At 57.2% G+C, this 17,247-nt stretch carries 18 protein-coding genes and 1 pseudogene; 9 read left to right on the top strand and 10 right to left on the bottom strand.

Features of this window, described 5'->3' with window-relative positions; genetic code table 11:
• Positions 1 to 50 precede the first annotated feature (50 nt).
• From DOU54_RS01635 to DOU54_RS01625, 3 genes are all read right to left on the bottom strand, one after another.
• Entirely contained in the window at positions 51 to 467 is a 417-nt protein-coding gene (locus DOU54_RS01635) for a PIN domain-containing protein (RefSeq protein ID WP_113730326.1), read from the bottom strand.
• Positions 468 to 694: 227 nt separating this feature from the next.
• Positions 695 to 1,393 carry a DUF6998 domain-containing protein gene (locus DOU54_RS01630; RefSeq protein ID WP_113730324.1) on the bottom strand — a complete coding sequence of 233 codons (699 nt, stop codon included), beginning with the start codon at positions 1,391 to 1,393 and terminating at the stop codon, positions 695 to 697.
• Positions 1,394 to 1,408: 15 nt separating this feature from the next.
• Positions 1,409 to 2,683, bottom strand: coding sequence for a PAN domain-containing protein (locus DOU54_RS01625; protein ID WP_286079843.1), 1,275 nt, complete (start codon positions 2,681 to 2,683; stop codon positions 1,409 to 1,411).
• A 182-nt stretch (positions 2,684 to 2,865) separates the two neighbouring features.
• Here DOU54_RS01625 and DOU54_RS01620 point away from each other — a divergent pair.
• Positions 2,866 to 3,848 (top strand): annotated as a pseudogene (locus DOU54_RS01620) (site-specific integrase).
• 750 nt (positions 3,849 to 4,598) lie between these two features.
• Positions 4,599 to 5,411 carry a hypothetical protein gene (locus tag DOU54_RS01615; RefSeq protein WP_113730322.1) on the top strand — a complete coding sequence of 271 codons (813 nt, stop codon included), beginning with the start codon at positions 4,599 to 4,601 and terminating at the stop codon, positions 5,409 to 5,411.
• 8 nt (positions 5,412 to 5,419) lie between these two features.
• Here the strand turns inward: DOU54_RS01615 and DOU54_RS27800 are convergent, their stop codons facing one another.
• From DOU54_RS27800 to DOU54_RS27305, 3 genes are read right to left on the bottom strand one after another with little or no spacing between them, the layout of a single operon-like run.
• Entirely contained in the window at positions 5,420 to 6,382 is a 963-nt protein-coding gene (locus tag DOU54_RS27800) for a helix-turn-helix domain-containing protein (protein ID WP_286079842.1), read from the bottom strand.
• The gene (locus DOU54_RS01605) at positions 6,379 to 6,720 is read right to left on the bottom strand and encodes an ArsR/SmtB family transcription factor (RefSeq protein WP_006700642.1); all 342 of its coding nucleotides are present in this window, start codon (positions 6,718 to 6,720) and stop codon (positions 6,379 to 6,381) included. The genes DOU54_RS27800 and DOU54_RS01605 overlap by 4 nt, the downstream gene beginning before the upstream one ends.
• A gap of 51 nt (positions 6,721 to 6,771) precedes the next feature.
• Positions 6,772 to 7,074 carry a hypothetical protein gene (locus tag DOU54_RS27305; protein WP_193603281.1) on the bottom strand — a complete coding sequence of 101 codons (303 nt, stop codon included), beginning with the start codon at positions 7,072 to 7,074 and terminating at the stop codon, positions 6,772 to 6,774.
• A gap of 97 nt (positions 7,075 to 7,171) precedes the next feature.
• Between DOU54_RS27305 and DOU54_RS01595 the strand changes: the two genes are divergently transcribed.
• From DOU54_RS01595 to DOU54_RS01570, 6 genes are all read left to right on the top strand, one after another.
• Complete coding sequence (locus DOU54_RS01595) at positions 7,172 to 7,576, top strand: hypothetical protein (RefSeq protein ID WP_077987649.1); 405 nt, start codon at positions 7,172 to 7,174, stop codon at positions 7,574 to 7,576.
• A gap of 224 nt (positions 7,577 to 7,800) precedes the next feature.
• Positions 7,801 to 9,804 (top strand): aq_1923 C-terminal domain, encoded by a 2,004-nt coding sequence (locus DOU54_RS01590; protein WP_113730320.1) that lies wholly within the window; start codon positions 7,801 to 7,803, stop codon positions 9,802 to 9,804.
• A 180-nt stretch (positions 9,805 to 9,984) separates the two neighbouring features.
• The gene (locus tag DOU54_RS01585) at positions 9,985 to 10,473 is read left to right on the top strand and encodes a cupin domain-containing protein (protein WP_004444846.1); all 489 of its coding nucleotides are present in this window, start codon (positions 9,985 to 9,987) and stop codon (positions 10,471 to 10,473) included.
• A gap of 180 nt (positions 10,474 to 10,653) precedes the next feature.
• Positions 10,654 to 11,091 carry a curlin gene (locus DOU54_RS01580; protein ID WP_004444848.1) on the top strand — a complete coding sequence of 146 codons (438 nt, stop codon included), beginning with the start codon at positions 10,654 to 10,656 and terminating at the stop codon, positions 11,089 to 11,091.
• A 60-nt stretch (positions 11,092 to 11,151) separates the two neighbouring features.
• A complete protein-coding gene (gene csgH, locus DOU54_RS01575; protein WP_004444850.1) occupies positions 11,152 to 11,550 on the top strand; it encodes a curli-like amyloid fiber formation chaperone CsgH in 399 nt (132 codons plus the stop codon).
• A gap of 168 nt (positions 11,551 to 11,718) precedes the next feature.
• Entirely contained in the window at positions 11,719 to 12,132 is a 414-nt protein-coding gene (locus tag DOU54_RS01570; protein WP_004444852.1) for a hypothetical protein, read from the top strand.
• 36 nt (positions 12,133 to 12,168) lie between these two features.
• Here the strand turns inward: DOU54_RS01570 and DOU54_RS01565 are convergent, their stop codons facing one another.
• The gene (locus DOU54_RS01565) at positions 12,169 to 13,155 is read right to left on the bottom strand and encodes a hypothetical protein (RefSeq protein ID WP_037092614.1); all 987 of its coding nucleotides are present in this window, start codon (positions 13,153 to 13,155) and stop codon (positions 12,169 to 12,171) included.
• 246 nt (positions 13,156 to 13,401) lie between these two features.
• On the opposite strand from DOU54_RS01565, the gene DOU54_RS01560 reads away from it, so the two are divergent.
• A complete protein-coding gene (locus tag DOU54_RS01560; RefSeq protein ID WP_037092676.1) occupies positions 13,402 to 13,734 on the top strand; it encodes a tetratricopeptide repeat protein in 333 nt (110 codons plus the stop codon).
• A gap of 172 nt (positions 13,735 to 13,906) precedes the next feature.
• Here the strand turns inward: DOU54_RS01560 and catB are convergent, their stop codons facing one another.
• From catB to DOU54_RS01545, 3 genes are all read right to left on the bottom strand, one after another.
• Positions 13,907 to 14,542, bottom strand: coding sequence for a type B chloramphenicol O-acetyltransferase (gene catB, locus DOU54_RS01555; RefSeq protein ID WP_037092615.1), 636 nt, complete (start codon positions 14,540 to 14,542; stop codon positions 13,907 to 13,909).
• Positions 14,543 to 14,745: 203 nt separating this feature from the next.
• Positions 14,746 to 14,928 carry a hypothetical protein gene (locus tag DOU54_RS01550; RefSeq protein WP_004444862.1) on the bottom strand — a complete coding sequence of 61 codons (183 nt, stop codon included), beginning with the start codon at positions 14,926 to 14,928 and terminating at the stop codon, positions 14,746 to 14,748.
• A gap of 201 nt (positions 14,929 to 15,129) precedes the next feature.
• Positions 15,130 to 17,073: a methyl-accepting chemotaxis protein gene (locus tag DOU54_RS01545; protein ID WP_004444865.1), complete on the bottom strand. Its 1,944-nt coding sequence runs from the start codon at positions 17,071 to 17,073 to the stop codon at positions 15,130 to 15,132.
• Positions 17,074 to 17,247 lie beyond the last annotated feature (174 nt).

The following is a 17,247-nucleotide window of genomic DNA, read 5'->3' as shown; positions in this document are numbered from 1 at the left end:
CCGTGACCTGCGCAACTGCCTGAGTTTAACTGAAAGCGCTTCGTCCGGCCTCAGTCGAACAACGTGACAACGCCCTCTTTGATGTTGGCTGCTTTTAAAAGCGCATCAATCATTCTGTCCGCGTCTAGCTCGTTCGCTTCAATCGAAGCTTCAACTTCTGCTATGAGCTGCGAGTGTTTTTTGTTGGCCTCTTTAAGAATTTCCTGAAGCTGTAAAAAGGTGTCTAAATTCTTTACGAACGCAGGAACCTGACATTTGAGAGCGGTGTCCCGTAGCGCCTTAAATGATTCACGGATTTTGTTCTCCCTATTCCTGAGAATCTCATCCCGAAGTTGAGTGCTTGCAAAAAGGCGAACTTCTCCTTGAGCAACAAATTGGCGTAGTTTGTCTAATTGTGCCACGTCAGCGTTTGATAGCGAATAGAATGAAAGGTATATGTTGGTATCCAAAAAAAGATTCAAAGGCATTTTTCACATTCTTTCATCGGAAGCGCTACAACCCTAGGATAGATTCGACACTGGCATCTATCTTTTAAAAAATTCTCACCGCGCCACATCGTCAGAAAACTTGGAATGTTCAATATGGACGTCACCCTTCTCATTTCGTCCTGCACGGGCAACAAATATCTAAAGAAATCACGACTGCGATCATAACGCTCTCGGGATTGTCGCTGGTTGCAGTCAGCGCATGCTTTCTACAGATCACCTATAGCGTTCAATGCACGAATGACATCAGCACCGAGTTGCTGTGTATTTTTCAATCCGCCTTTCGAGTTGAATAAATCGATACCGATTTCCGCCGCGACCGAACGTAGCGTCTCTTTGACGACGACTTGTTGCGGTTCTCCGTGTCGAAAAATACGAATTGCACCGTTTTCATATTTTACAATCTCGAAGTCGGAGTAAGAGGCTTTTCCGGCTATTTCGAGCGACTCAACGGGATGTTCTTCGCTGATTCCGCGTTTGATTGGATAAACGAGCTTACCGCCCTGTCCCCGCATAAGTAGACGAGCGGCGTCTACCGGTGCGTCCAAAAGCTCTTCCACGGATACCCCTTTGTCGTCATCGATGTTGACCCGGAGGACCATCACGCGATCCACGTGATGAAACGTATTCAGATTGAAATCGACGTGGGTAGAGCTGGTAATGGTTTTAACCGATATCCGTTCATTCGAAGCGGACACTACGTCGTAGCCTCGCTGGTTGGTGTCCAGAGCCATCTGCCCGCGAGTAATCATCGCGGCATAGAGTTCACCGATACGTCCCGTCAGGTGGTTCAGCTCGCCGGAACTAACACCCCAGCTGATTTCTTTCTCAAACCAAGAAAGTGCTTCAGCGAGCGACTGGATAATCTGGACTTGGGTGAGTGTTGGTCGGTCGGTTACAGCAAGCATGCTCTTGTTTCCGTTTCAGTCCAAGCTGATGATCTTGGCAGGTGCAAACCGTTCCAGCTTTTTCAATCCGGATACCATTCCTTTGCCCGGCATGGGTGTTCCGACCGCGCCTTTCAGCCAACATTCTTTCTTCGGCTTGACATAGGTAAAGGCCACGCACTTCCTCTCGTCGATGCACGCCAAACGACATTCCAGAGGAGTCTTCGCCGAACGTTCTGGACGCCGGGATAAATCGCCACCGGGTAAATCGACGTCGTCAAACAGTGCTGACTGCGGATCGATCGTTCCAAGCGTGATGGCAGATGGGTCTGCTTCTGCTCCGCTCAAAAAGCGTCCCGAAAATGCAACGCTATTTCCATCGGCTCGTCCCTCGTTCGATTTCAGGAAGCAGTTCGGCCCTCTCTTGATTTTGGGATTGGCATTGTATGTAAAAGCTTTGCACTGGCCATTCATAATCAGGCAACGTTGAGCACATTCGCTAGCGTCAGCGACCCGCTGCGATGAAATGTCGTCACCGAATAGGTCTAGCCCAGTGTAGATGGCAATGCGATTGGGTCGCCGTGTGAACTCATCGAGGGTCGACAGTTTCGCCTGTTGTTGTTTTGAGTCTGGCGCAGGCGGCGATGTGCGACCATCTCCCAGAAGATCAGCATCACTTGGTTTCTGGTCGCTATCTTGGCCAGCGACTGCAACGGGAACATCGATAGTCGTTGGCGTCGTTGATTGTTCCTGCGCCGTTCGATTGAGCTTGTATTTATCCACCTCGTCTTGGCTGAATATATGCATGTCATCCGGGGGCGTCTTAAACATGACGTGCATCACGTCGACCGGTGTTCCAAAGCGATTGAGAACTTCGATAATATCCGAGATCGCCAGCTGCGCGCCAACTAGGTCCGGCGAGTCGGATGAAATCTGATGAACGCCTAAGGCTCCATCGACCTTCCGCTCATTGCCTGCGAGAAAGACGAACGAACAGGCCGACAGGCATTTGCTTGCTTTCGCGATATATGTCGCCAGCTTGCGTTGATGGATATCGTCCGCAATGAGCAAGCCCATCTGGACATTGCCACCGGGACTGTTGAGGGTAACGAGCTTCGCATTTGGCGCTGCTTGGAGCGCGCGACGAAAATTTAGACCTGAGTTGACGTCGATATCGCCATTCAAAGCAATCACGTCCGGATTTGCGTCACTTACAGCAAAAGGGCCGAATGTTCTCTCGCCGGCAAATGCTCCGGAAAAAGTTGCCAATGAAATAACGCTGGCGCTAACAAAGCGAAGTAATCCACGCATACGCAATACCCTTTACCCATGCATATCAAACTATACTGACGCCGCGTGTGCAAGGCGCTCAATCATAAATCGCCTATGATTTTTGATTGCAGTTAATGCGTGTGATTGCTGGGCCGGGATAATCCTTGGCCCCCTCATCGGGGCATCCTACGCATGATTGACAACAAACGTTGGAGATCACCATGGCGACAATCAGAAAACTCAGAGGGCGCTGGCAAGCACAGGTGCGACGGCGCGGTATGAAGCCGCGTTGCAAGAGTTTTGACACCAAGCTCGAAGCTGAAAAGTGGGCACGTGACCTCGAAGCACAGGTCGATAGATTCGGCGCTGCCCCGGACACGAAAATCCTTGAAAGCACGACGCTCGGGCAGCTTCTCGAACGTTACCCTCGCCTCTGAAGCGTGGTGCTGTCCAAGAGATGCAGCGGATCGACGTGCTTCGTCGCCACGAACTCGCATACCGGACGATGATCGGTTTGAGCCAGCAGGATATAGCATCCTTCCGTGACGAGCGGCTTCAATCCGTAGCTCCGTCTACTACAGTTAGAGAGCTTGCGATCCTGCGCCACGTTCTCGAGGTTGCTATCCGTGATTGGGGTCTGCCGCTCGCAAAGAACGTGGTGAAGCTGGTGCGTCGCCCGGTGATACGAAATGAGCGGAGCCGCCGCTTGACCGGCGACGAGGAGCAACGGCTGCTCGATGCTTGCGATACCGGGAAGATACCTTTCCTCCGCACGCTTTTGATCGTTGCCATCGAGACCGGGATGCGCCGTGGTGAACTTCTAGGATTGAAGTGGACAGATTTTTCGCACAATCGCCGGGTGCTTACGCTTGCTATGACCAAGAACGGCTCCGGTCGTGATGTGCCTCTGTCACAGCGCGCATTCGAAGCGCTGACCGAATGGAAGTCTCGCGCTGATGTCGATCAGCCTCTGGTATTTCCGCTGAGCGCCGGTTCGCTTGAGCAGGTTTGGCGTCGGCTGCTGATACGTGCTGATATTAAAGGGTTGCGCTTCCATGATCTACGCCACGAGGGCGTCAGCCGTCTGTTCGAATGCGGTTTGAATGTGATCGAGGTGAGCAGCATATCCGGACACCGCGACATAAGGATTCTGAAGCGTTACACCCATTTGATCGCAGACGAACTCGTGGCGCGTCTGGGGTAGACCGATCTACGATCTGCACTTGTCGTTGCTCTGCGTGTAGTGCGCCGGGACGCATGAAGTCCTAGAAAAAATCGTCTCAACAGAAGGGGATGGCTTGGGTAGCCACCGAGTTTCAAAATCCAAACCACCTCTCCTGCGAGAAGCTGCAGATTTACCTTTTGACAAATATGCGGCTTCAGACGCGGCTAAACCGCCAAAGATCTACCGGAACAGCAAGTGCTGCTGGCAATGGGCTTCTATGGTCCGATAAGAGACTCGGTGCCGTTACCTTTACGCTAAGTTGACGCGAAACGCCCGATTTCGCGTTTTTTGCTCGTTTTCGGCATCCTTAGTTACCCCAAACTATCGAGCGGTGGATGAGAACGCTTTTTTTGATTTGCTCGTCCGGCGAAAAAACTCCAGCCGACCACCTCTGATTTTTTTGAACATTTTTGAGAATCCGCCGAAGATTCCGCTATATACTGAAACGAGCTGCCGGCTGCTCATCCGAAAAATCGAAACCTGCTTAACTCGCCGTAGTGGCGTGAAGGATGAGCTATGACTAAAACACCGAAATCCCCAGAACAATTGCGGATCCGTTCCCTAATCGAGACGATCCAGCAACATCCGACTGACGTGCTTGAGGCTGAGCGGCGGCTCCACAGCAGGAAGTGGTTTGACTACCGGTTCATGTCGTCCGAGGAATTAAACAGGCTTTTTACTAAGACATATTAGCAAGTCTATCGCCGAAAGTTCGCGGCAGAGGTCGACATGCAATTCGCGAAGAATGTGAGCGGGGTCCATGCCCTCACGATGAAGAAGTCCCAACGTGAAAGGAGCCAGTTGGTGGTCGCACGCCAACGGGCAGACGAATTCGGAATTCCCTATCCAGTCTATATCGAGGCGGCTTTTGAATTTGCGTTGAAGCGGAGCGACAACCGCAACAGGTTTCCGCGGCCAAACCAACTCCACGGAAATGAAAAGTCGGCGCCTTGGTTTAGAAAATATGTGATGGAGAAATGGAGAGAGCATGTCGTCGCTGGTCTAGCCCGTGTCGAGCACCCTTCCTACCGAATCGATAACTATCGCGGCATCCCCGCACAAGACGACTTCAGACAGTTTATTCTTCAATACGTCCAAGACGTCAGCATGCCTCTTCACCGCGCGATCCAGATTTTCGCCTACGACAGAAAGCAGGTTCCGGCGGATTTTTTCAGGTCTATTGCTACGGAAGAAGTTTTCGACAGAGCGATGGAGATTGTGGAGAGTGACCACAAGGAGTTTCCGGTTGACGATATTGTCGATGTTCCGCAGCTCTCCACCGATAGATGGCCGACATGCTTTGGGATGCACTACACCTTGGACGAATTTTCTCCGGAATGCTCGTCGTGTCCTCAGATGAAGGGTTGCAAAAAGCTTGGTGATCATGTCCTGAGAGAAGCTTCCGTCCAGAGTGGTGTTGCTGATCCTGCCGGGGATTATAAGCGGCGGAACGACCGGGAACGGCAGCAGCGATGCAGGGCGAAGAAGCGAATCCAAAAGGATGACATGCATTCACGCACGCTCCCCCACACTCCAGATTAAATTTCTTCCTAACCGGAGATGTTTATTAAAGAGGACATAGCTGTCACGCTGCCAAATAATCTTATATTCTCATAAAGATAATAAAGAAGAGAATTGGTAGCGTGACATTCTGGTCCTGAAACACTCTCCGGCCCGTAAACTAGCAGCCAACTTGGAGCATACGACAACTTCTCCGGTGGCGGAAAAGTTGCTGAGCGGATTGCGGCCCGGTGCGACGCTTCTTGCGGACAAGGCTTATGACACCGACGCGATCCGTCACTTTCGCGAAAAAAATCGATGTCCAATTGCTGCTGGCCGATTTTCTGCTCCAATTCCCTAACCCTGCGTCTAGCCTTGGTCAGCGATTGTTCTTGAGGGGAAGGCGCGATCATAGCGGTCTGCAATGGCGCAGCACCGTCAACAATTGACACCACTCTCGGGGGTCGACCTCGCCGTCGTGAACTCAGATCGCCGTAGAGCCTGAGATGATCTCGCCACTCGTAGAGCCGTTGGCGGCTAACGCCGGCCTCGTTCGCCAGCTTGCTGACATTCTCGCCGGCTTGCATGCGCTTATCCTCGGCTAGGGAGGAAAGCTGGACCGTTACGGTCAAGCGGCTACGCTCGTCCGCCGCCTGAAAATCGGCAGTCACCAGCGCTGCCGACTGGGTAACGCCGCTGGATGAGACCACCTCGTAATTCACGCTGCGGCGGGTTGGCTGAAGCTCCAGCCAGCCGCATTCACAGCGAATATCCGGCTGGCCGGCGACCTTGCAGAGCGACACTTCGCGACCGCCCAGCCTGCTGTCCGCCTCCAGGAATTCCACTGTCACCGAGGGTGAGGGAGAGGCCCACACCGCGCGGGCGGCGGGTGACAGCCAGACCTGCCACAGAGCCGATAGCGGAACGGCAATTTCCCGTTCGAAGCTGAGCGTTGCAAAACGGTCTTGTGGCGGTTCAGCGTGTGCGCTTTGTTGACCGGGTTTCGTTGTCATTGTTCCTCCTCCTTCATGGCGTGAACTGCAAATGCCTCCAGCCGGTCAAGCCGGCTCTCCCACACGGCCCGTTGTTCATCGAGCCAAGTTCTCACCGGCTCCAGCGCTTCAGGTACTATTGCGCAGGTGCGCACGCGCCCATCCTTGGATGTGGCGATGAGCCCCGCCTCCTCAAGCACGGCGAGGTGGCGCATGACCGTGGGCAAGCGCAGACCCGTGGGAGCGGACAATGCGGTAACCTGCGCCGGCCCGCTGCCGAGGCGAGCGAGAATTGCCCGCCGTGTGGGATCGGCAAGGGCCTGGAAGATGAGTGAAAGCTCTGGATGATGCTTAGCCATATCGCTAACTATCATGTTTCATCATTGCGGCACAAGCAAAAACTTAGCCGATCAGCTAAGTTTATCATCCGGCAAATCCCGGCCGAGAAGTGAAACAAGCCATCGAGAGTTGCAAAAAAGCAATTGACTCCCGCCGCCCGGTGGGTGAGCTTCGGCGGGAAAAAGACGGGGAAAAATCAAATCATCATGTCGCCAGAACGCTTTAACCAATGCCTGCGGGTCATTCGCTAGACGCCGATCAACATCGCCTCCGCGCTGCAATGCGAACTCTCCTGGATCGAGGCGCTTGAGGCGGGCAATGAAGAGGTTCCCGAAGGGCTGGCCACATGGCTTGAAACGCTTGCGCAGGCCCATGAGGCTCTACCGCCGCCCTCCACCTACAGAGGCAAACGGTCAACCTTCTGACACGGCCGATTGTCGTCAGCCTTCACCAACGATTGGATTGTTCGAAATGAAATACCTCATAGCGGCTCTTGGCCTGATCACCTTCTCGAGCCCCGTTTTCGCGGCCTCCTGCGAGAAGAATTTCACCGTCTCCGGCGTGCCGATGGTGACGGCTGTTTCCTACAAGTCCTGGCAGGAGCTGCCGAAGGCGAAGGCGCCAGCCGTGCTTCAAAAGCTCGCCCAGGCCGTGGCGGCGGAAGGTTTTTCGGGCATCCAGATCAACAAGTCGCTGTCGTCCATCGACGCGCACCAGGAGACCAGCGGCAGCGGCAGAATTCAGACGCTGCGGGTGGTGGCCCGGCAAAAGGGTGCGGCTGTGCGGATCGACGCCGTCTTCAACATTCAGGCAGGACAGATCGCGGACAAGAACGTGATCCGCGAGGGTATCTGCAACATCATCAATGGCGCGTGACGCGGCGGATTCCAGGCCCTGCCCACCCAAAGCTTATTGCCGGTCAGGCCGCGTCTGCCCCTTCGCCCGACGCTTGCGCTGGCGCCGCACCTGTGGTGGCCGGCATGGCGTTGACGGTCTGGATGTAGCGCGGCCTTCACGGGCGTCGATCAGCTCTTGCTAAGCAACTTTTGCGTGCTTAAAAGGCGCGCAATATGATCAGTATGTGAGAGAGGACCAACGTCGTGGAACAGGAAAACAGCCATACCGGCAAGGGTCGGCGCAGGGCGCTATGGGCGGCGGTGGCAATTGTCGCCGTTGCGGCCGCAGGTGTCATCGGCGGCAAGACCTTCTACGAGGCGAAGGTGAAGGAACTGGTTGCGCGCACCGGCGCGACTGCCGGTTCCGTGGAAGTCGATTTCCTCGGGAAAATTCATGTTCGCGATCTGACGCTGCCGCTCGAAGATGGCAAAAACCTTCGCATTGCCTCTATTGACGGTCGTCCGAAGCTGCCCTTTCTGGATGGCGCGCTGGACATGAGCAACATCGATGTGGATGTGCCCACCGGCAAGCTTTCCATGGCGCATGCCCGCATCGAGAATGCGGCGTTCGAGAAGTCCGCACAGGCGGAAGGAAACGGCGGCTCCCTGCCCCGCCGCATCGAGCGCTTCGCAGCGACGCGCATCTCCACGCCCGAGCTGACGTTGAGCCAGTCGGTCGCGACCACCGAGCAGAAGACGGTTTACAGCAACCTGGTCCTCTCCGAGATCGCCGGTGGCCGTATCGCCCGGTATTCGATCGACAAGGGCAGCTACGACATCAAGATGCGGCTTCCCGACAGTGACGGCGCGATTGAGGACAAGCATGTGGCGGTGTCGACCGGCGTGATCGCTGGTCAGGACATCGACGTCGCTTATCTCGCCCGGCTCTATACGGAAAAGGCCGGCCCTGACGACAAGGTGGCAAAACCTCTCTATGGGCCGCTTTCCGTCAAGACGGTTTCATTTTCCGATGGCGATGGCCGTTTCAGCTACGACGAGATCCGCAGCGATGGCTTTACCGCCCGCATGCCATCCGAACCGCTGCTGGACACACTGAAGGCACTGACGGTCACCAAGGATCCCGACCAGCTTCCGCCGGAGGAACGCCAGGCGCTTTTTGCCAAGGTCGTGTCCATCCTCGACATGATCGGCAGGAGCAACATGCAGCTCATCGGCTTCAAGGCCGACGCACCGGATGAAAAAGAGGGAGCGGCCGGCAAAAGGGTCAAGGCCGCCATCGACCGCATCGACATGCAGATGGACAGCCGCAAGCTCGACTTTGGCCTGAACGGTCTGTCGATCGGTGACGGCGACGGCAAGATCGAAGTGGCGGAAGCAAGCCTCAAGGGTTTCGACTGGAGTTCGACGATCGAGGGTATTTCCCAGATCATCGCGCTCGATGAAACCGAGATCGAGACCTTTCAGTTCAATCGCCTGATACCGGAACTTGGCCGGGTGCGCGTCGGCGGCATCAACGTCGATATTGCCGCGCCGAAAGAGCCGGAGGAAGAACCCACCGGCACGCCGGAACGCATCAGGTTCACGCTCAAGAATTTCGAGATGGGGCTGACCAAGCCCTTCAACGGCATTCCGACCGATATAGAGATCAGGCAGGATGACCTCACACTTCCGATCCCCGCAGACGCGACGGAGGACGTTTTCGTGGAAGCCCGCAAGCTGGGTCTCGAGACGCTGGCTTTCTCCTATGGCCTTTCCGCAGGCTGGGACGAGCCGAACAGCAATCTGGTGATCCGCGACATCTCGCTCAGCAGCAGGGATTTCGGCAGCGTCAATCTTGCCGGACTGGTCAGCGGCTTTACGGAGGAGTTCTTCTCCTTCGACGTCAATCGCGCGCAGGCGGCGCTTTTCGGGCTTGCCGGCCGTGAGGTGAAGCTCACCGTCAGGGACGAAGGCTTGATGGCCAAGGCGATCAAGCTCTATGCCCTGCAGAACGACATGACCGAGGATCAGGTGCGCGGCACGCTGACGCTGGTGGCGAGTGTGATGCTGCAGCAGGTGGCGGCGGAGCAGCCGAAGCTGCAAGGCGCGGTGGAGGCGCTGGTGCGCTTCATCAGCACGCCTGGAACCCTGACTGTCACAGTCAAATCCACGGGCGTCAATGGCCTCGGGGTCTTCGACCTGGTTGCGGCTTCCGACAATCCGATGGGCCTTCTCGACAAGGTCGATATTCAGGCGACGGCCGAGTAAACCAGCCAGAAAACGTCTCAAGCCCGGTTCGCCGGGCTTGAGACCGCCGCAACCGCGTTTTCGTCAAGACATTGCGGAACTGCCCGCTCTCCGGAGTGATTATGACCTGGGCGGCTGAAATGCGCTGCCAGATTTCGGTCCGCATTGTTCGCGGTAGAAACGGTCATGAGGAGCATCGCCATGAAAACCGAGCAACTGACCTTCGGCCCCAGCGGACAGGTCCCCAATAACCAGACCTTTCCCGTGATCATTTACCGCAATGTCGGCGCGGACTTTCATTCCGCGGATTTCGAAGCGACATTTTCCCGCAACGGATGGAGCGGCATCTGGCGCAACGGCGTTTTCGACTACCACCATTACCACAGTGGGGCACACGAGGTTCTGGGCGTCGGACGTGGCGAAGCGACCTTGCAGATCGGCGGGCCTGAGGGGCAAATTCTCGATGTTGCCCGCGGTGACTGCCTGATCCTGCCCGCCGGGACAGGCCATATGAAACTCAACTCCTCCCCGGATTTTCAAGTGGTGGGTGCTTATCCGCCCGGGCAGGAAGCCGATATTCAAACATCCTCCGCCAGCGCTGACATGGTTGAGCGGATCAGATCCCTGCCGAAGCCGGAGACCGATCCTGTGCACGGAGCTTCGGGCGGCCTGACAGATATATGGCGCTGAAGACGCGTTTACGGTCCCGTCAGGATACCGCAGGAAGGTGGAGGCAAATTTCAGCGATGCCGGCGCCTATTGGCTTCGGCCAATGAACCACGACTGAATGACGCCTTCAGCCTCCGTTCCGGTGGAACGTTCTAAAACAGGGACGTTCAACCGCGGTCCATCCGCCTGAGGAGACACGTCATGATCCGGAAGTCTTTCATTGCAAGTGCACTCGTCGCTCTCGTCGGCTTCGCTGCCGCGGCACCCGCCATGGCCAATGATGTGCGCATCGAACAATATGGCTGGTCCAATTCTGCCGGCGGTGCACAGGAGGGTTACGGCAACCGGATCCGCACGTACCAGAACGGCGGCTACAACCGGATTGTCGGTCATCAATATGGCCGGCATAACCTCTCGGCTGTCGGCCAGGAGGGGCACGACAATTACGGCTCCACCTATCAGAATGGCAGCCGCAACGTGGCCGGCATCGGCCAGTTCGGTTCCAACCACACCACCATCCTCACGCAGGACGGCAACGGCAACATCGCGGCCGGTGTCCAGGTGGGCCGCGGATGCAGCGCCAATGTGAGCCAGGGCGGCAACGACAATGTCGCCGCCTTCGTGCAAGCCTGCCCTTGACCGGCCGCACGACGTGTAACCGGTCGGGCGCGAAACATCAGATCATCCGGGAGACCAGCCATGCCCCACAGCATCAGTCATAAGCGCCGCCTGGCGGCGATCCTTGCGCTGGCACTGCTTCCCGCCGGCACCGTTGCGGCCATATCGACCGCACGGGAGTCGACGGCTGGAAACGTCTGCGAGATCAGGGCAACGTCGCAGGCGGGCATGGTGAAGCTGGAGGCCTTTGCCGGAGCCGATGTCACTGCCGGCGGGACCTACGGGTTTCACGTCGAAAAATCGGGAAGCGGCGGACATTCGGTGATCAATCAGGGCGGCGACTTTGATGCCGCAGCCGGACGTCCGCAACTGCTGACCACGGTAACGCTCGATGCGAAGGGAGCCCGCTATAAGGCGGTGCTCGATATGGTGATCGATGGCCGGAGCTTCAGCTGCACAAAGCAGGTTGATGGCGACTAAGCCAAGACATGCCCGTAAATTATCTCCGTGAAGGGCGCCACTTCAGGCGCCCTTTTCTTTGGATCCTGCCAAGCGACTGAACGACGTGTGAACGGGCAGTTCCGATCAGGTTCAGTTGCGAAATGCGATTATCGATCATCGGCAAGGCGCTGACGGATGGAGATCAGAATGACGCGCAACATATTGAAACTCATGACTGTTACCATGCTCGTCGGGGGCCTCGCACCTCTTGGTTCTCCGGCACCGGCCCACGCCGGCGGTCGCATCTCCTTCGATCTCGCACCCGGCAATGCCGCCGATGGCGACCTGCTTTCGACGGGCCTCCGCGCCTATTCGCTCTACCGCGGCCTGAAGGATGCCGACATCCGCCAGCTCGGCCGCGGCAACGCCGCCGGCATTGCCCAGAACGGCGGCGGCAATCTCGGCTTTATCCGGCAACGGGGCGTAGGCCACTCCGCGACGTTGCAGCAGAACGGCAACAACAATGCCTATGGCATTTTTCAGTACGGCCGCAACACGGATACCAACGTCGTGCAGGACGGCAATAACGGCAGCGGCCTGACCTTCAGCTACGGCTGGTAGGGCAAGGCGGGACACCTGCAGGTCTTCGCCGCAGGCTCAATTCGCAAGAACCTCGCCATCCCTGCTCTGAACGATATCCGGCGATGGAACCGGCGGAGCACCGGGATCGGGCAGAGGCGGAATTATCAGCCATGCGTCTGGGTAGTCATTGCGAAGATGGCGGGGATTATAACGAATATTGGTTCCAGCGGGATGGTGAAGCGTTCCAAGAGCGGCATCTTTTGACAGAGTGCCTCTGCTGATTTCGTGGAGCTTTCGCTCGCCGTTCAAGGCAAGCGTTACCTCTGAGAGATCGAAGTCATCGATGTGAATGGTCTGCCCAGACGGTATATCGAGAACCCATCTGTCGGAATCGACAAAGCCATCGGTGTAAACATTGCCGGTGGAGGCCCGCAGGGAGGTGCCTTTCGGCAGGCTGATACCGTCAACGAGATTGCCATCGGCGAGAATGCATTTGCTGAAGGTAGAGATGCTGCCATCAGCCATGAGATCGAACTCCACGGGCTGCGTTGCATCACAACGCCAGTCGCTCTGAGTGGTCACGCCAATACCGGTTATCCGCATGTCGCCTGGGGTGAAACCGATCGTTTCGTAATTTTCATTGGTTTTTATCGCGATATATCGGGCGATCTCAACGGCGTCGATATCCGCGATCCGCACCGGATGCGGAAACACGGCCCTATCGAAGGCCTCCTTGTTGTCGGCAATGGCCAGTTCGAGCTTCGTACCCTTGGGCATATCTATCCCGCCCAGACGTGCGGGTTCCAGAAGTTCCGGCTGATAACGTATTGCTCTCTCCCTGTCGTAAGCGCTCATCTCCAGATAAAATTCACCGAACCGAAAAAGCGTGAAAAGCGCAACCGCGGTCACCAGCCCGTAAGGCAGGATCATCGGGCGCTTCCAGCGCCCGCCCATGTATTGAACCAACAGCCATAGTGACCAGACGCCCCACACAAGGGTCGTGATGAGAAAGAAGGCAAGGAGAAGCAACGCTTCGACGGAGGGCAATGCGACGGGGATCATGCAAACCCATAATTCTGGGGGGAATCGTGTCCATCCTAAGGGACATCCGTGCTTTAACCCACAGGCTGTGGTCATTTCAACTCGGCGAGGGCGAGAGATGCGACGTAGCCTGACGGAGGCGCACGTCGTCGTCGGACGCGTTCGCATGCGGGCCCATGCAGGATGAGCGCGCCAAATACCGCTTGACCTCAACTGCGCTTGAGATCGTACCGATACATGGTGTTTCACCATTGCTCCGGGACAACGATGATAACAAAACTCATGAAGATGCTGGAAGACGGGAGGGACAGTCCCCTTCTGCGCTTTTCAATCGCGAAGGCTCTGGCGGCAGCGGGGCAGTTCGAAAATGCAGCGCATCACCTGCAGGAGGCTATCCGGCAGGATCCCGACTATTCGGCGGTATGGGCAGAACTCGGCGAATGCCGTGCACGGTTGGGAGACAATGACGGCGCCGTTACGGCGTGGGTGGAAGGAATGTCGGTCGCCGTCAGACGAGGCGACATTCAGGCCAGGAGACAGATGGACGTCCGGCTCCGGCGTCTGCGATCACGCACCGCGCGACCTCATTCGGCGGCTTGATCACTATGAAACCCGGCGTGATGTCTCAACAGGATGGCTTTGCAGGATGATACGGAGCTGTCTTGGCGTTCATGCCGGTCTGACTACACCGCTTACTGACGGCGACGCTGACCCACATGTCCGGCCCTCGGAAAGGCTCGGCCCGCCTTGATGAGACGGGCCGGCCGTTTGTTTACGGCTGGGCGCTATCCGACCGCCAGAACCGGTAAAGCTCCGCAACATTGCCGCTGGTCATGAGCGGCATCGCGGCTTTCAGCCGGTCCCCCGGCCAATCCCACCACTTCATCTCCAGAAGCAGCTCGATCGAGTCGTCGTCGAACCGCTTGCGGATCATTTTCGCGGGATTGCCACCGACGATAGCGTAGGGTTCGACATCTTTCGTCACCAGCGCACGCGTTCCGATCACGGCGCCGTCGCCTATGGTAATACCGGGCATGATGACAGCTTCCGAGCCTATCCAGACATCATTGCCGATGACTGTGTCGCCGGACGGCAGATAGCCGTTTGCGGCATTCTCGAATTCCGGCACTTCGGGCATGAAGAAGAAGGGAAAGGTGCTGATCCACTCATTGCGATGGCCCTGATTGCCCGCCATGATGAAGGCTGCGCCCGAACCTATCGAGCAGAAGCTCCCCACCACCAGCCTGTCCGCGCCCTCATCCGGCAGCAGATAACGGGCACAATCTTCAAAGCTGTGGCCGTGATAATAGCCGGAATAATAGCTGTATTTTCCGACCACGAGGTTTGGGTTCTTTACCTGCTTGTCGAGCGTGATGCCCCGGAACGGGCTTTCGAAATAGTTTTCCATTGAGTAATCTCACTGCATGTCTTCGCTTTCGCTTGCCTTGCGGCAAGCCGACACCAGGCGAAAAGCCGGCTGGCTTCTCGTCCGATGCTCCTCGCGCTGCGGCGGGAGCTAGATGCAGGTGGTACTCGATGCCTTGATCATGGCTCCCTGTTACCGCAAAACGAGCCAAAGGCAAAGTGCCGCCACACGACAACCTTCAAGGATCAGGAAGCGATGGCCAGAATGAGCGCGATCATAAGCAGCATGGGGCCCATCCACTTGAAGTGACGCGCCACCGGTGGCCGGTGAGCTGGATTTCTCGACAGGGACAGATATCCGAACCCCACGAGCGTCATCCAGAGGCCGACGCAGAACATGATGAATTCATCAATATAGGCTGCGATCATGTCTTCCCCTCCCAGGCACCGCCCCAATGGCGGCAAACCTAACCAGCATGAAGACGAATGGCAACGAATAGCCACGGCGCAGTGGCAGGCTGATCCGTCCCGAAAAGCAGAACACCGGGCTCAGGCTAAAAACCCGACCCCGGTGCCCCTGTCTGGAATAGTGCTTTCAGCGCCATGGAGGGCGTGAAGGCAGAGTGGGTATCAGAACTCCTCCCAATTATCCGTTGTCGTATTCAGTGCCGCGTTGCCGGAGAACGCCGCCCTGATCCGGCCGCCAAGGGCGCGGGCCGGTGAGGTCGCCGGTCTGTCGGCCGACGAAGCGGTTCGCACGGGCGCGGACGCCTCGCTGTAACCGGCTTCAGACAGCTTGAACTGGGCGATCAGCCGGTTGAGCGACGACGCCTCGCGTGCGAGCCCGTGGCTTGCCGCGGTGCTCTCCTCCACCATTGCGGCGTTCTTCTGGGTGTCCTGGTCCATCTGGTTCACGGCCGTATTGATCTGCTGGAGACCGGAGGACTGTTCCTGTGCCGATTCCGCAATCGCCGCCACGTGGCGGTTGATCTCCTGCACTTCCGTGACGATCAGTTCCAATGCCTTGCCGGTCTCTCCGACGAGCTGCACGCCTTGCTGGACCTGACCGTTCGAGGTCGTGATCAGGTTCTTGATCTCCTTGGCGGCGCCTGCGGAACGCTGCGCCAGTTCGCGAACCTCCTGCGCGACAACGGCGAAGCCCTTGCCCGCCTCGCCCGCACGGGCAGCCTCCACCCCGGCATTCAGTGCCAGAAGGTTGGTCTGGAAGGCAATCTCATCGATAACGCCGATAATATTGGAAATCTCATTCGCGGATGTCGCGATCTGTTCCATCGCGGCAACGGCCTTCTGCACCACGTCTCCGGATCTTTCGGCGCCGATCTTCGCGCGGCTGACGAGGTGTCCCGCTTCCTGCGCCCGTTTGGTCGAATCCTTCACCGTCGTGGTGATCTCTTCCAGTGCCGCAGCGGTCTCCTCTACGGCCGCAGCCTGCTGCTCCGTCCGTTTCGCCAGATCGTCGGCCGCTGCGCGGATTTCGTTTGCGCCGGAATCGATGCCACGGGCATTCTGCGCCACCTGGTTGAGCGTCGACTGCAGCTGTTCCGCGGCCCTGTTGAAGTCGCCGCGAATACCGTCCAGGCTCGGCACAAACGGCTGCGCTATGCGGTAAGTGACATCGCCTTCGGCGATCTTCGAAAGCGCGGTGGCAAGATTGTTGACCGCGAACTGAACGTCGGCGGCTTCCTGCGCCTTCTGTTTCTCCCGCTCGATCCGATCCTTTTCGGACATGGACCGGTTCGCGTCCGTTTCAGCCTCGAGCCGCAGGCGCTCCACTGCGCTTTCGCGGAACGCTTGAACGGTTGCGGCCATCTGGCCAACTTCATCCTTGCGATCCATGCCGACGATTTCGCTTGCAGTATCCCCCGCCGCCAGCGCTTCCATGCGGGCGCGAAGGCGTGCAATCGGCGTGGTAATGCCGCGGGACGAGATGAGCAGGCCAAGCGCGATCACGGCCAGAGACATGAGTGCGAGTGTGACAACACCCGTCCAGATCGTCGTATTCGTGCTTGCGGTAAGGCGCTCCCGGCCCTCATTCATGACCTGGATGAGCTGTTCGTTACCCGCACTGATTTTCGGCGAAACCTCGGTGATTTTCCGCAGGACGTTAAGCGCCATCTGCTGGGCTTCGGCCCGCTGTCCTGCCTGCATGAGGGAAATGACCTGATTGCCGATTTCCTCGACTTCGACAACACCCTTGAGGATATCCCGCGCGGCGTCCGTGCGGGCCGGCACGAGTTCCATGATCTTGTTCTGGCGTTCCTCGAGCTGCTTGCGATCTGCCCTGAAGGTCTTTACGGCCGCTTCGAAATCGCTGCTGGCCGGATCGTTGAGGCTGGCGCGAAGCATCTGCATGCCGAGCGCATTGAGATTTCCGCTTGTTCTGGCGTTCAGCACCGCAGCAAGGGCCTCGTGGCCGATGAAATCACTATAGACATTATCGGTGCTTTTATATTGCAGGCTGACATAGCTTATGCCGGAAAGCGACATCAGGCTCATCAGCGAGATGACAAAAACGACCTTCGTTTTTATCTTGGTATTCTTCAGGAATGACATGAACGGCCTCAAGGCAAGCGCTCCTCCTGCCGCCGCACGGGTGGCCGGGGGAACCATATGATGAAACATCGCGGGTAGCTGTTGCCCCTCCTCATAGGGCGACAAGCGGGTGCCTTTTTCGAACCGCAGGGCAGGTCGTGACGGGTCCGCTTGTTCTACCGGCTCCACCGATAA

This window comes from Agrobacterium sp. MS2, assembly GCF_003261015.1.
Lineage (GTDB): Bacteria > Pseudomonadota > Alphaproteobacteria > Rhizobiales > Rhizobiaceae > Agrobacterium > Agrobacterium pusense.
The sequence above is the reverse complement of the archived record's forward strand: the minus strand, read 5'-3'. Positions and strand labels throughout refer to the sequence as shown.

Bases quoted from the DNA above. Each gene is read 5' to 3' on its own strand.
- DOU54_RS01635 (WP_113730326.1), bottom strand. From the start codon at position 467: ATGCCTTTGAATCTTTTTTTGGATACCAACATATACCTTTCATTCTAT.
- DOU54_RS01630 (WP_113730324.1), bottom strand. From the start codon at position 1,393: ATGCTTGCTGTAACCGACCGACCAACACTCACCCAAGTCCAGATTATC.
- DOU54_RS01625 (WP_286079843.1), bottom strand. From the start codon at position 2,683: ATGCGTGGATTACTTCGCTTTGTTAGCGCCAGCGTTATTTCATTGGCA.
- DOU54_RS01615 (WP_113730322.1), top strand. From the start codon at position 4,599: ATGCAATTCGCGAAGAATGTGAGCGGGGTCCATGCCCTCACGATGAAG.
- DOU54_RS27800 (WP_286079842.1), bottom strand. From the start codon at position 6,382: ATGACAACGAAACCCGGTCAACAAAGCGCACACGCTGAACCGCCACAA.
- DOU54_RS01605 (WP_006700642.1), bottom strand. From the start codon at position 6,720: ATGGCTAAGCATCATCCAGAGCTTTCACTCATCTTCCAGGCCCTTGCC.
- DOU54_RS27305 (WP_193603281.1), bottom strand. From the start codon at position 7,074: ATGGGCCTGCGCAAGCGTTTCAAGCCATGTGGCCAGCCCTTCGGGAAC.
- DOU54_RS01595 (WP_077987649.1), top strand. From the start codon at position 7,172: ATGAAATACCTCATAGCGGCTCTTGGCCTGATCACCTTCTCGAGCCCC.
- DOU54_RS01585 (WP_004444846.1), top strand. From the start codon at position 9,985: ATGAAAACCGAGCAACTGACCTTCGGCCCCAGCGGACAGGTCCCCAAT.
- DOU54_RS01580 (WP_004444848.1), top strand. From the start codon at position 10,654: ATGATCCGGAAGTCTTTCATTGCAAGTGCACTCGTCGCTCTCGTCGGC.
- csgH (WP_004444850.1), top strand. From the start codon at position 11,152: ATGCCCCACAGCATCAGTCATAAGCGCCGCCTGGCGGCGATCCTTGCG.
- DOU54_RS01570 (WP_004444852.1), top strand. From the start codon at position 11,719: ATGACGCGCAACATATTGAAACTCATGACTGTTACCATGCTCGTCGGG.
- DOU54_RS01565 (WP_037092614.1), bottom strand. From the start codon at position 13,155: ATGATCCCCGTCGCATTGCCCTCCGTCGAAGCGTTGCTTCTCCTTGCC.
- DOU54_RS01560 (WP_037092676.1), top strand. From the start codon at position 13,402: ATGATAACAAAACTCATGAAGATGCTGGAAGACGGGAGGGACAGTCCC.
- catB (WP_037092615.1), bottom strand. From the start codon at position 14,542: ATGGAAAACTATTTCGAAAGCCCGTTCCGGGGCATCACGCTCGACAAG.
- DOU54_RS01550 (WP_004444862.1), bottom strand. From the start codon at position 14,928: ATGATCGCAGCCTATATTGATGAATTCATCATGTTCTGCGTCGGCCTC.
- DOU54_RS01545 (WP_004444865.1), bottom strand. From the start codon at position 17,073: ATGTCATTCCTGAAGAATACCAAGATAAAAACGAAGGTCGTTTTTGTC.